Annotated in this window: 10 protein-coding genes and 2 pseudogenes; 7 read left to right on the top strand and 5 right to left on the bottom strand. The window is 70.8% G+C overall.

Going from position 1 to position 13,046, the window contains the following annotated elements; all coding sequences use genetic code 11:
• Positions 1-7: 7 nt before the first annotated feature.
• The 4 genes and pseudogenes from G3I56_RS12135 to G3I56_RS12120 form a co-directional block, all read left to right on the top strand.
• A complete protein-coding gene (locus G3I56_RS12135) occupies positions 8-2,542 on the top strand; it encodes a SpoIIE family protein phosphatase (protein WP_164408935.1) in 2,535 nt (844 codons plus the stop codon).
• Positions 2,543-2,664: 122 nt separating this feature from the next.
• Positions 2,665-3,081: an ATP-binding protein gene (locus G3I56_RS12130; protein ID WP_343239924.1), complete on the top strand. Its 417-nt coding sequence runs from the start codon at positions 2,665-2,667 to the stop codon at positions 3,079-3,081.
• A 76-nt stretch (positions 3,082-3,157) separates the two neighbouring features.
• Positions 3,158-3,678, top strand: a pseudogene (locus G3I56_RS45010) (DUF4158 domain-containing protein); the annotation flags it as partial.
• Positions 3,676-3,975, top strand: a pseudogene (locus tag G3I56_RS12120) (MerR family DNA-binding protein); the annotation flags it as partial. The pseudogenes G3I56_RS45010 and G3I56_RS12120, both read left to right, overlap by 3 nt.
• A 205-nt stretch (positions 3,976-4,180) precedes the next feature.
• Here the strand turns inward: G3I56_RS12120 and G3I56_RS12115 are convergent.
• Complete coding sequence (locus tag G3I56_RS12115; RefSeq protein ID WP_164408934.1) at positions 4,181-5,086, bottom strand: NADP-dependent oxidoreductase; 906 nt, start codon at positions 5,084-5,086, stop codon at positions 4,181-4,183.
• Positions 5,087-5,365: 279 nt separating this feature from the next.
• Here G3I56_RS12115 and G3I56_RS12110 point away from each other — a divergent pair, with 279 nt between their 5' ends.
• From G3I56_RS12110 to G3I56_RS12100, 3 genes are all read left to right on the top strand, one after another.
• Positions 5,366-5,740, top strand: coding sequence for a helix-turn-helix domain-containing protein (locus G3I56_RS12110; protein WP_164408933.1), 375 nt, complete (start codon positions 5,366-5,368; stop codon positions 5,738-5,740).
• 237 nt (positions 5,741-5,977) lie between these two features.
• Positions 5,978-6,295, top strand: a complete 318-nt coding sequence (locus G3I56_RS12105; RefSeq protein ID WP_239134838.1) for a resolvase — start codon at positions 5,978-5,980, stop codon at positions 6,293-6,295.
• Between the two features lie 387 nt (positions 6,296-6,682).
• A complete protein-coding gene (locus tag G3I56_RS12100; protein WP_164408932.1) occupies positions 6,683-7,834 on the top strand; it encodes an acyl-CoA dehydrogenase family protein in 1,152 nt (383 codons plus the stop codon).
• A gap of 27 nt (positions 7,835-7,861) precedes the next feature.
• Here the strand turns inward: G3I56_RS12100 and G3I56_RS12095 are convergent, their stop codons facing one another.
• From G3I56_RS12095 to G3I56_RS12080, 4 genes are read right to left on the bottom strand one after another with little or no spacing between them, the layout of a single operon-like run.
• Positions 7,862-8,416, bottom strand: a complete 555-nt coding sequence (locus G3I56_RS12095; protein WP_239134837.1) for a PaaI family thioesterase — start codon at positions 8,414-8,416, stop codon at positions 7,862-7,864.
• Between the two features lie 21 nt (positions 8,417-8,437).
• Complete coding sequence (locus G3I56_RS12090; protein ID WP_164408931.1) at positions 8,438-9,412, bottom strand: LLM class flavin-dependent oxidoreductase; 975 nt, start codon at positions 9,410-9,412, stop codon at positions 8,438-8,440.
• Positions 9,409-11,871 carry a GNAT family N-acetyltransferase gene (locus tag G3I56_RS12085; RefSeq protein ID WP_164408930.1) on the bottom strand — a complete coding sequence of 821 codons (2,463 nt, stop codon included), beginning with the start codon at positions 11,869-11,871 and terminating at the stop codon, positions 9,409-9,411. Before G3I56_RS12085 ends, G3I56_RS12090 begins: the two co-directional genes overlap by 4 nt.
• Before the next feature lie 26 nt (positions 11,872-11,897).
• Positions 11,898-12,977 (bottom strand): amidohydrolase family protein, encoded by a 1,080-nt coding sequence (locus G3I56_RS12080; RefSeq protein WP_164408929.1) that lies wholly within the window; start codon positions 12,975-12,977, stop codon positions 11,898-11,900.
• Between the last annotated feature and the right edge of the window lie 69 nt (positions 12,978-13,046).

Here is a 13,046-nt window from a genome sequence, read left to right as displayed (position 1 = left end):
ACAAACCGTGAACAACCTCCATCCGCCGGCCGAGCCGCAGGACGCCGGGGCCTCGACGGGTGAGTCGCCCGCCGAGGATCCGACGGCGGACATCGACCTGCCGCCCGACAACCGACGGGACTTCATGCCCGTCGCCGGTACGAACGAGGAGGACGAGAAGGACGAGGAAGGCAGGGAGGAAGACCGGCAGGGGCAGCCTTCCCCCGTCGGCAGACTCGCGGCGACCGTGGAGCGATTGCGCCGCGAGGTGCAGATGGCCCAGGCGCAAGCGGACGGGCGTGCCCTGATCGAGCTGGCCAAGGGCATCCTCGTCGAGCGGCTCGGGTGCGGGCCGTCACAGGCGGCACGGCAGCTCGCCGAGCTGACCGGGCAAGCGGGGGCGACACCCCTCGAATTCGCCGTCGAGGTCATCAACCAGGCCGCGCGTGACCGGCTCTCCGACGTGACGACCGCCTTCCTCGCGACCACGGCGGACCACAGCGACACCACCGCCCCGCCGGGGAAGGGCTCGTCCTTCGCCGTACGGCTGCGGACCGCCGAGAGCGGCGCGCTGGCCGCCAACGACACCCAGGCCGTGGCGGACTCCCTGCTGGAACACGCTCTGACGCCGCTCGGCGCGGAAGCCGTGGCCATCTGGGTGCTGGGTGCCGACGGCTCCCTCACCCTGGCGGGCAGCGCCGGATTCCCGGCCGCGGAGGCGGCACGCTGGCGGTATGTGCCGCCGGGCGTGGTGACCGTGGCCCGTCGCGGGCTCGGCGAGCGGACGGGCCAGTGGATCGGCTGCCTGTCGGAGACCGGCCTGCCCTCCATCGGCGGGTACCACCACCCCGACGGCGGCCGAGTCGCCGTACCCGCGGGCACCGGCGGCCGGATCCACGGAGTGCTGGAAATCGTCTGGCCCACGCCGCTGGGAGTCCAGCCGCCGCAGATCGTCCGGCAGGTCGAGGCCCTGGCCGAGCTGTGCGCGCACACGCTGGAGACCTACGCCCCGCACCACCCCGACGGCGATGGGCGGCCCGGGATCCGGCCGGACGTCGCCGAACTGATGGACCTGGCCGACGGGCTCCACGACCCGGCTCTGGTGCTCGTTCCGCACCTGGACACCACCGGGGAGCTGGTCGACTTCCGTATCCATCACGTCAACACCCGCTTCCTCGACCCGGCCGGCCGGCCGCGAAGCGCCGTCAACGGAGCCCTGCTCCTGGAGACGTATCCGATGGCCGCCGGTGAGAGCGAGCTGTTCGAGCAGATCGAACGTGTCTATGCCACGGGCGAGCCGTTCCGTGCCCGCCGCATGCGGCTCACGGCCCTGGTGGGCGACGTCCCGCTGGCCGCGGTCGCGGACGTCAGCGCCAGCCGGAACGGCGGCAGCGTCCTCCTCGTCTGGCGCATGGAGGACGAGACCGCACGGCTGGCGAATCTCCTGCAGCACGCCCAGCGACTCGGCCGCATCGGCGGTTTCGAGGAGAACCTCCTCACCGGCGAGATCACCTGGAACGGCCAGCTCTTCAGCCTCTACGGCAAGCCCTCCGCCAGCGGCCCGGTCCCGCTGGAGGATCTGCCCGCCCACGCCCACCCCGACGACGCTGTCGCCATCGGCAGGTTTCTACGCACCCTGCTGCACCACCGTCGCCCGGCGTCCGCGGCCTTCCGGCTCCAGCGGCCCGACGGCGTGACCCGGCACATCCGCGTGGTGGCCGAACCGGTCCTCGACTCCGACGGCCGGCTGTCCGTCGTCCGGGGCGCCTACCAGGACATCTCCGCGCACCACTGGACGGAGGTCGCCCTCGCCGCCACCCGCGACCAACTTGCCCACTCCGAGCAGCAGGCGAGCGAACGCAACCGGCTCACCCTCCAGCTCCAGCACGCGATCATGCCGCCGTCGCAGGCCCCGTTGGAGGCCCCCGGACTGCGCGTGGCCGTCCGCTACCGACCGGCGGAGACCCAGCACCTGGTCGGCGGCGACTGGTACGACGCGGTCGTGCTCCCGTCCGGGCTGGTGCTGCTCTGTGTGGGAGACGTCGCCGGACACGGCATAGAGGCGGCCACCAGCATGGTCGTCCTGCGCAACGCGCTGCGCGGTCTCGCGGTGACAGGCGCCGGGCCGGGCCAGTTGCTGTCCTGGCTCAACATGGTCGCCCACCATCTGACCGGCGTCGTCACGGCCACGGCGGTCTGCGGCCTGTACGACCCCGACCGCCACACCCTGCGCTGGGCCAGGGCCGGCCATCTGCCGCCCGTCCTGGTACGCGGCAACGAAGCGACGGCACTGCCCTTGATCGCAGGCCTGCTGCTCGGTGCCCTGCCCGAGGCGACGTTCGAGGAACACGAGGTCCAACTGGCCGTCGACGACACCCTGCTGATGTACACGGACGGCCTGATCGAACGCCGTGACCGGTCCGTGGAGGAGTCGCTGGCCCAGCTGCTGTTGGCGGCGAGTACGGTACCGCCCACGCTCGACCAGCAGTTGGACCGTCTGCTCACCTACAGCAAGTCCGACACGGACGACGACACCTGCATCGTGGGCGTCCGGGTGACCTAGGCGCTCCTTCGGCGGAGAGACCCGGGAGGAATCGGTCGCCGGAACGTCTGCGATCGAGGCCGGTGGGCACACGATCTGAAAGAGGTGTACGAGTTTCGGTTCGGACGGCAGGAGGGGAAGTCGTGGCGATCAAGGCGATGGGCTGGGCACACCCGTTTCCCGTGTCGGGCGGCGTGCGCGCCGGCCGGCGGTGGACGCGAAGGCAGTTGGAGTCCCTTGCCTGGACCGCTGCCGAGCCCGAGACGGTGGACGCTGTCGTCCTGACAGTGTCCGAACTGCTCACCAACGCACATGTCCACGCGCACAGCGACGCGCAGCTGATCCTCACCTGGGACGGCGACTGTCTCCACGTGAGCGTCCATGACGAGGACCCGACACTGCCGCGCCAGCGCGACCCGCAGGCGGGGGAGACCTCCGGCCGCGGAGTGGGGATCGTACGGATGCTCGCTGACGAGTTGCAGGTGAAGTGTCAGCGGCACGGCAAGACGGTGTCGGCGTGCTTCCGCCCGGCGGGTGCTGCCCGGCCGGACGACAGCTGAGCGGTGACCCCGTGCAGGTCGCGTCGTCCCGTGCCGGCCGAAACGCCCCGCACGGCGTCACTCCGGGCGGTCGTGGCTCTCGGACGTCTCGTTCGTGAAGCGGTACACCGAGCGTCCGAAGGCCGCGTACGAGCACGCGTGGGAGATCCCGGACGCGTACGAGAATCACGAGTACGACGACCCGGAGTGGGGTCGGAAGTTCCGGACGTTCCCGCACGGGCGGGCGCGGACGCGCATTCGGAGGGGCCGAAGGCTCTGTTCGACTACGCGGTGGGCCGGCTGCGGAAGCAACGTGTGCTGCTGCCCGGGGTGTCAGTGCCGGCGTGGCAGGTGTCCGAGGCCCGCGAGATCGCGGACAGGCGACTGCACACCACGGTCACCAGGGCGGCCTGGCGGGCGGACCGGTCGCTGCCCGCCGACCTGGTGGCGTTGCTGTAGACCCCGGAGGGCAGGCGGTACTCGTATCTGGAGACCTGCCGCCGGCCGCCGACGAAGACCATCGGTACGGCGCTGAAGCGGGCGCTGGAGCGGGTGGATGAGATCGCCGTGTACCGGCTGGGGCGGGTGAAGCTGGACAAGCTCCCGCCGAACCGGCTCACCGCCGAGCGCAGCGGCAGCGGCCAGCGCCACTACACGGAGAGCGCCGTCGACCGGATTCACCTCATCCGCCAGCTGTACGCCGCCGGACTGAGCAGCAAGTCCATCGCCGAACTGACGCCCTGCGCCATCGACGGCAAGGCCACCCCCGAGCTCCTCCGACGCCTGGCCGCGTAACGCGAGCACCTCGACCGGCGCATCGCAGACCTCGCCCACGCCCGCGACCGACTCAGCTCCGTCATCGACGGTGCCTCGTCCAACATGCGCACCGGTGCCCCCTGCCAGCGGGACGCGTAAGCACAGAGCTGCGTCGACTCCTGTCGGCAAGGGTCGTTCGCCGACGCTTTCGGGCCCGGCCTCGACTGCTGATCCGGGGCGTCCCGTATCGCGTTTCCGTCGGACCCGTGCATCCGGCAGCGGCAGGCGTCCGGCGCTGAGCAGTCAGCGCCGGCCCACCGAGATCATCGCTTGGCGGGCCGGCGTATCTGTGCCGTGCCCCGCTTCAGATGCGGATCACGATCTTTCCGCGTGTGCGTCCGCGTTCGGCGTGCGCGTGGGCGTCGGCGATCCGCTCCAGGGGGTAGGTCTGTTCGATACGGGGTGTGTAGCGGCCTTGCCGGCCCAGTTCCGCGGCTGCGGACAGGAGGGTGGAGTCGTTCTCCGCGTTGACCACATGCGTGCCCAGGCGCTGCCCGCCCGCATGGTCGGCGACCGTCGCGACGCGTGTCGGGTCGCCCGTGATCGCGACGAGGTCGTCCAGGGAGCCGGAGGCCGCGGTGTCGAGCGCGATGTCGACGCCGTGCGGAACGAGAGCGGAGAGGCGCTGCGCGAGGCCGGGGCCGTAGGTGGTGGGAATGGCGCCGAGAGCGGTGAGGAACTCGTGGTTGCGTTCGCTGGCTGTCCCGATCACGGTGGCACCTCGTGCCACAGCGATCGGGACAGCCGCGCCGCCCACGCCTCCGGCGGCGCCCTCGACGAGAAGGGTGCGCCCCGCCAGGGTGCCGAGCGCGTTCAGGCCACGTATCGCGGTCACGGATGCGAGGCCGGCGCCCGCGGCCTGCTCATCGGTCCACGTGTCGGGGGCGTGGGCCCAGGCTGAGAGGATGACCAGCTCTGCGGTTGCGCCGGTGACACCGCCCAGCCCGAAGACGCGGTCGCCGATGCTCACTCCCTGCACTCCGTCACCGATTTCGTCGACCACGCCGGCGGCGTCGCGCCCGGGGATGGCGGGTAGTTCCAGGGGAATCAGTTGATGCAGGGTGCCGGCGCGCATCTTCCAGTCGATGGGATTGACGCCGGCCGCCGTGACGCGGACACGGATCTCACCAGGTCCGGGGTGGGGGTCGGGGGCCTGCTCGATCACCAGGCTCTCCGCTCCGCCGTATTCATGGAAGCGGGCTGCACGCATAATGTCCTGCCTTACCTTTATGGATCGAAATGATGGTGTTGATTCGACGCCCGTAACCGCAGATCTGACGTTGACTTGAGGTGTGGCAAGCCGACTGCTTCCCGGCCGGAGGAGGATGGGCGCGGATCGGTGAGGTTGTCGAGCAGTCGGGCAGCCACCCGCCCCGACAGCCACGATCCTGCCCATCGTCGGAATACCTCCCGTTGAGTCGATGCTTCGGAAGATATCCAGAAGGTCGGTAACCAGCTGGATACCAAGACCTGAGACGGGAGACCCTCAATGACGCAACGGCCGCCGCTGCCATCCGACTTGTTCGACGAGCTGTGCCCGTCCCCGCTGCTGCCTTTCCGCTTCGGTGACAAATGGGCATCCATGGTCCTCCGCTGCCTGGACGACGGCCCGCGCAGATACTCCGAACTCCGCGTACCACTGAGTCGCGTCACCCCGAAGGCGCTCACCCAGTCGCTCCGCGGCTTGGAGCGGAACGGGTTCGTGTCACGCACCGTGCACGCCGACCCGAAACTGCGGGTGGAGTACGCGCTGACACCGCTGGGCCGCAGCACGCTGGAGCCGCTGGCCGCCGCGTGCCAATGGGCGACCGAGCACTGGGACGAGCTACTCGACGCCCGCGAGGGCGGCATCTCCATCGGCTGACTCGAACCTGCGCTGACGCGTGCCGCACCGGACGAGCCGCACCTCTGCGTTGACTCGGGGAATCGCCGACAGCGGTGTCCGCGGCACCGGGGAGTTGCTGTCCACCGTGAGGTTCATGGCGCAGACCCTCGCCGCCGGGAGCTTCAGCGTGACCTCCAGCGCGAGCTGACTTACGACGGGCTGAGGGCGGCCGAGGCCACGGGCAGCAAGGGCGGTCGCCGCCCGGCCGTCGCCGACGTGCTGCCCGACCACGCAGCCATTGAGGAGGAGGCCGCCGTCCCGGAGCTGCCGTTCACCCTCGACATGCCGTGCAAGGTCGCCGACTTCCTCCGCACCACCGAGCTGGGGCCCGCCGAGCGCGCCGCGCTGGATCAAGGGGCGACCGTACGGCGCGGCCAGGGCTACACCCTGCGCGTCAGCGCCGTCCCCGCCGTGCACCGCCGGCACCTCGCCCGCTGCCAGCTGCTCGACGGTGGCCAAAGCGTCCCCGCAGTCCCGGCCCAGCGCAAGGCCCGTCGCGAGTACGGGAACCCGGTCAGCGCTCTGATGCCCTGACCGTGATCGGTCGAATCGCCAACCGCTGTACCGATGTTCCCCGAGGCCGGTAGCTCGCTGGGCGGTCGGCCCGGATGGACAGCCGTGGCTCGGAACCCGCTCAGGTTCACCGGTTGAGAGCGTGCCGCAGGCGGTGTCCGTCGGCCGGGGACGTCGCGGAGACCGAGGTGGACGGCCGCCGTGTGCCGTCGCCACTGGGGCGATCATCCGGGCCTTCATTGCCCGCGTCCGTGCTCTCGCATGCCACCGACTGTGCGGGGCCGACCGTCACCGCGCCGTCAAAGGAACGTCACGGGCGCTGCGCGAGAACAGGTGGACGCCCTGCCTCTATCCGCTAGCATAGAATAATTAGATAGATGAATAGGCTGATGCTGGCGAGGAGTGGCCGTGGACTTCGGGCTGACCGACGAGCAGGACCTGTTGCGCGCGACGGCACGGCAGTTCGTCGCCGACGTGTGCCCGGCCGAGAAGGCCAAGCAGTGGGACGAGGAGAGTGCCGTACCGCCCGAACTGTTTCGCGGAATGTCCGAACTGGGTTGGTTCTCGCTGCCGTTCGGTGAGGACGAGGGCGGCGACGGCGGTGGACCGCTCGAACTCATCCTGATCGCCGAGGAGCTGGGGCGGGCCAGCTTCGACGTCGCCATGTGCTACATCGGAGTGCTCATCCCCGGGATCACGGTATTCCGCTGGGGCAGCGAGGCGCAGCGCGACTTCATCCGGGACCAGGTCATGTCGGGGCGCCACCGGCTCGCCGTCGCCCTCAGCGAGCCGGACAGCGGGTCCGACGCCGCGGCGCTGCGTACCACCGCCGAGGACCGCGGGGACCACTTCCTCGTCCGCGGACAGAAGGCGTGGTGCACGGGAGCCGGACTCCCGGACACGACCATCGCCACCTACGTGCGCACGGGGCCGCGCGAGCCCAAGCACGGCGGCATCAGTCTGCTGCTCGTCGATCCGTCGACGGAGGGCATCGAGGTGCGCCGGACGCCGACACTGGCCCGGCACATCCTGGGCACCAACGAGGTGTTCTTCAACGATGCCCTGGTGGCGAAGGAGAACCTCGTGGGCCCGCGCGACGAGGGCTGGAAGGTGATGCTCTCCAACATCGAACTGGAGAAGGTGATCATCAGCGGCGGCTATCTGGGGGCCGCTCAGGCCACACTCGACGAGATGCTCGAGTACTCCCGTACGCGGCACGCCTTCGGCCGTCCGATCGGCAACTTCCAGGCACTGGCCCACGCCATGGCCGACCTGCAGACCGAGATCGACTCCGCCCGGCTGCTCGCCTATCGCGCCGCCTGGCTGCTCGCCCAGGGCAAGCCGTGCACACGGGAGGGATCGATGGCGAAGCTCAAGGGGTCGGAGACGTACGTGGCCGCCGCCCGGCTCGGGATGCAGGTCTGTGCGGGGCACGGATTCTCGACGGAGAGCGTGATGAGCTTCCGCTACCGCGAGTCGATCGTCGCCACCATCTCCGGGGGGACCAGTCAGATCCAGCGCAACGGGATCGCCCGGAGCATGGGGCTGCGCTCCTACTGATCCGACGCGCTTACTGACCAGGCGTTCCTACTGAGCTTCGGTGTCCTCGACCTGCCCGGCCAGCCACTTCGCGTGCCTCGCGTAGTGGCTCTGGTCGCGGGTCACCCAGATCCCGGAGGCACGGGCCAGTACGGCCCCGCCCTGTGCGAGCGTCATCTCGCCCGCGATGTACCAGCGCGAGCCCTCCCGCCGGTCGGCCCACACCCGCAGCTCCAGCGGCCGTTCCACCGGCACCGGCTTCAGGAAGCTCACCGTCAGCTCGGCCGTCACGCTCATCACGCCGTGCAGCAGCGGGAGATGGCCGAGGCAGTCGTCCAGGACGGCCGCCGTCCAGCCGCCGTGCGCGACATCGGGCCCGCCCTCGTGGGAGCGCGGGCAACTCAGCTCGAACCATGCCACGCCGCCTTCGTCGAGGCGTTCGCGCTCCACCCCCAGTCGGCACGCCCCGAGGACGCGGCACCCGCCGCAGAGGGTCACGCCCCCGGCGGTCCGGGGCGGCTCCGGCATGCCCGTCCCCGCCCAGTGCCCGTTCGGCGCCGTCACTCCGGCCACTCCGGTCTCGCCGGTTCCCGTGCTCGACATGCCGTGCTCCTCGTTCTCTGTTCAGGCGTCGGCGAGCAGCGGACGCAACTTCCCCGCGATCAGCTGCACTTGGCGGGCGATCATCTCCTCGGGCATGCCGGCCAGGGAGGCCCACAGGAACACGCCCTCGACGGGCAGCCCACTCACGTACTCCCTGATGGCGTCCGCGACGGTCTGCGGGGTGCCGTAGAGGAACTGGCCGACGCCGGTCGCCTCCAGACCGCGCTCCCGCCACTTCTCGGGGTCGATTGGGCGGGGCACCGGCTGGTCCGTGCCTTCCACCATGTAACGGCGGTAGCTGTCCCACTGGTACGACAGATGCTTGCGGACCAGCGGCCAGTCGCCGTCGGGGTCCTCGCTGACGAACGTGGTGAACGAACCCTGCATCCGGGCCGTCGACACGTCGTACCCGCTCTCCGCGAGTCCCTCCCGGTACGGATCGAGGAGCGCGGGATTGACGGACAGCAGTCCGGTCCCGAGCCGCCCTGCCCGCCGGGCGCCCTGCGGGCCCTGGTAGCCGAGCCAGATCGGCAGCGGGTCCTGGACCGGGCCCGGGGTGACCAGGGATTCGGCCCACAGGCCGCGGATCTCCCGTACCCGCTGGTCGGTCGTGGTGTAGCGCTTGGTGAGGTCGCCCCCGTACAGCCGGTATTCCGGGACCCGGTAACCGGTGCCGAGCCCCAGGTCGAGCCGGCCGTCGCTGATGATGTCCACGATCGCGGCCTGTTCGGCGATCTCGGGGGCCGCGTGCAACGGAGCGGGGATGACGGCGGTGCCCAGACGCACCCGGCGGGTGCGGGCCGCCGCCGCGGCGGCCATGGTCAGGGGTTGAGGGAGATAGCCGTCCTCGAAGCCGTGGTGTTCGGAGAACCAGACCGAGTCGAGGCCCAGTTGGTCCGCCTCCTCGCACATCTCCAGGGTGAACCCGTACAGCCGCGACCAACTCTGCCGCCAGGGCGGGGGATTGCGCAGGTCGAAGTAGATGCCGACTCTCACGAGCGGCCACCTCCCTTGGTGTTGTCGGCCAGTCGGACCGTCGCGTGGGCGACGGCCACTCCGTCGCCCGGCGGCAGCAGCCGTACCGGACGCAGGTCAAGCGCCTCGATCTCGGGCAGGTCCTCGACCATCGCCGAGATCCGCAGGACGGTCTCCTCGAGTGCCGCCAGATCCACTCCCGGGCCGCCCGCACGGCCGTCCAGCAGCGGGGCCGCCCACAGGGAGCGGACCATCTCCCGGGCGTCGCGGTCGCTGAGCGGGGTGACGCGGTGGGCGACGTCCGCCATGAGGTCGGCGTAGTCCCCGGTGAGGCCGAAGGCGACCACCGGGCCGAAGACCGGATCGGCGCGGACGGAGAGGAACGCGTCCGGGCCGGGGCGCGGATCGGTGTGCGGGTCGGTGCCGCGTACGGCGATTCCGTACGAGTCGAGAAGTTCGGCGGCGACCGCAGCCGGGACCGGGCCGGGAGCGCCGGCGGCGATCAGCGACCGGGCGCGCTCGGCGTCGATGCCCGCGAGGTCCGGGATGACGCCCGCGGGGGTACTGCGCCAGGTCTGGTACGCCGCCGCGTGTCCGAGCGAGACGGCAGCAGCCTCGGGGAACGTGTACGTCGGCACCACCAGGTCGCCCCGGTGCAGGAGATCGGCGACGCCCGCGCCGCCCAGAAAACTGGCCAGCACCGGTTTGTCGGGCCGGGCCGCCGCCGCGTCGAGGATCGCCGACGCCACCTCGTCGGGTTTGTCGGCCAGCGGCGGCATGAACAGCACGACGGCCGCGTCGATGTCGTCGTCGGCCAGGACCGCGTCCAATGCCTGCCGGTAGTGCGCGGCGGTGGCCGTCGGGGTCAGGTCGACCGGGTTGGCGACGTCGGCGCGGGGTGCCAGGGCCGTACGGAGTGTCCGTCGCGTGCGCTCGGCGAGCGCGGGTACGCGCAGACCGCTCGCCGCGCATGCTCCGACCGTGAGTGCCGCGGGGCCGCCCGCGTTGGTGATCACCGCGACCCGGTTGCCGGGCGGGGGCGGCTGGTGCGCGAGCAGCAGGGCGACGTCGAACAGCTCCTGGAGACCGCGGGTGCGGATCACGCCGGACTGGGCGAACAGTGAGCTCACCGCGGAGTCCGCGTGGCCCGGATGGACGGCGACGATCGGCTTGCGTGGGGCGATCCGGCGGGCGACACGGGCGAACCGGCGTGGATTGCCGAAGGTCTCGACGTGCAGCAGGATCACCGAGGTCCCCGGATCCTCCTCCCACCACTGGAGCAGGTCGTTGGTGGACACGTCCACGGCGTGACCCACCGACACGAAGCCGGAGAAACCGAGCCGCAGCCGCTTGGCGAAGTCCAGCACGGCGAGGCCGAGTGGTCCGGACTGGCTGGACATCGCGACCCGGCCGGGCATCGGCAGGGCGGGCGAGAAGGTCGCGGCCAGCCGTGCGGCGGGCGTGGTGTTGACCACGCCCATGCAGTTCGGGCCCACCAGCCGCATCCCGGAGGCGCGGGCGAAGCGGGACAGCTCCAGCTCGGTCGCCCGCCCGTCGACTCCGGTTTCACCGAAGCCGGTCGAGACGACGACCACCGCCTTGACGCCGGCGTCCGCACACTCCCGTACGACATCGGGCACCGCCCCCGCCCGTACGGCCACCAGCGCCAGGTCCGGCGGCTCGGGCAGGTCCCGGACGCTCGCGTACGCCCGTACCCCCGCGATCTGTTCCGCGTGTGGGTTGACCGGGAACACGCTGCCGCCGAAGCCGCCCCGCAGCAGGTTGGCCACGATCTCGTGGCCGATCGTCAGCGGGTCGCGGTTGGCGCCGATCACAGCTACCGACCGGGGTTCGAGCAAGGGCCTGAGCGACCGCCGTACGGCCGTGTGCTCGCGGCGCTCGGCCCGGGCCACTGCCTGGGCCTGCGGGTCGATGGCGATCTCGAAGTGGATGATCTGACCGGGCGGCCCGGTCTCGATCCGGTACCCGGAACTGAGGAACACATTGATCATCCGGGTGTTGTCGGCGAGCACGTCGGCCTCCAGCACCCGGATGCCCCGCGCGCGGGCGGCAGCGGCGATGTGCTCCAGGAGAAGCCGGCCGAAGCCCTCGCTCTGGTGGTCGTCCCGGATGGTGAAGGTGACCTCGGCGTGCTCCGGTTCCTCCGGGTCGCGCACGTAGCGCACCAGACCGGCGATCTCGTCACCGGCCAGCGCGACGAGCGCCAGCTCGTTGAGGTAGTCCACGTGCGCGCCGCGCCGGATGACGTCGTCGCGGGCGCGGACCACCGGGCCGAGCGAGCGGTAGGCCAGGGTGGCCCGGGACAGGCCACCGACGAACGAGACCAGTCGGTCGGCGTCCTCGGGCCGGATGGGCCGGACGAATGTCGACCGCCCGGTCCTGACGAGGCCGGGCCGTTCCAGGTCCTCGGGGTACGTGTCCCCGGGGGCCGGGTCTTCGGAGTGCGGGGGAGTGGTCACCGGAGTTCCGCCGTCGGCGTCGCCGCTCAGACGGCCGCCTCCTGGGGAGTCTGCTCCGGCAGGCCGAAGAGCTCGTTGAAGGTGCCGCGCGTGACCCGGTCGCGGATCTCGTCGGACACACCGTCGAACAGCTCGTGGAGCGTGGCCTGGGTGTGGCCGTAGGTGCCCTCCAGGTGCGGGTAGTCGTCGCCCCACATCACGTTGCGGTAGCCGGTCGCCTCGACGATCTCCACCGAGCTCTTGTCGTGCTGGAAGGACGCGTACACCTGCTGCCGGATGATCTCGCTGGGCAGCCGGCTCAGCTTCGGCCGGACGAACATGCCGTGCTGGCGGTAGGCCTCGTCCATCCGGTCGCCGATGGCCGGCATCCAGCCCGCGCCGCCCTCCGCGATGAGGATCCTCAGATCCGGGTGACGGTCCAGGGCACCGCCCGCGACCATGTGGGACACGACGCGCATGCCCGGGTAGGTCGTCTCCATGTAGTTGACGACCGCGCCGCCGGGACCCCGGAAGACGACGTTCTGGCCACCCGTGCCGATGTGGAAGCCGAGGACCATGCCCGCCCGCTCGGCCGCGGTCCACAGTGGCTCCCAGCGGTCGAGCGCGTACTCCTCGCCCTCCCGTGTCGAACACGGCAGGAAGATCGTCTTGAAGCCCAGTTCCGCCGCCCGCTCCAGCTCGGCGACCGCGTCACCGACATCGGCCGTCGAGACGCAGGCGGTCGTGATGACCCGCTTGTTCTTGCTGAGGATCTCCTCGTGCGCCCAGTCGTTCCAGGCGCGGACGGTCTCGCGGGCGAGCTCGCGGTCGGTGATCGAGACGAGCCAGAAACCCATGGAGGGGAAGGCCAGTTGGGACCAGACGCCCTCCTGGTCGAGGTCCTTGAGGCGCACCTTCAGGTCCCAGGCGCCCGGCGGACGCATGGCGTCCATGAAGTCGCCGAGCTGGCGGTCGATGCGCTCCCCGTCGATGTAGAGCATCTCGTACTTCTCGCCGCGCTCACTGCGTGGGGCCCGGGCGCCGAGCCGTGCGGGCAGCCGCTCGGTCCACACGTCGGCGGGCTCCATCACATGGGAGTCTCCCGAGTTGACCCAGATCTTCGACATGACGCTCCTTCGGGTCAATGCATGTAATCAGTTAGCGATTTTAGTTGTATGGGTGGCGGAAGGGAAGGC

Source organism: Streptomyces sp. SID12488 (assembly GCF_010548275.1).
Classification (GTDB): Bacteria; Actinomycetota; Actinomycetes; order Streptomycetales; family Streptomycetaceae; genus Streptomyces.
Note: the sequence above shows the minus strand (reverse complement) of the source record. Positions and strands in the feature narration are given on the sequence as shown.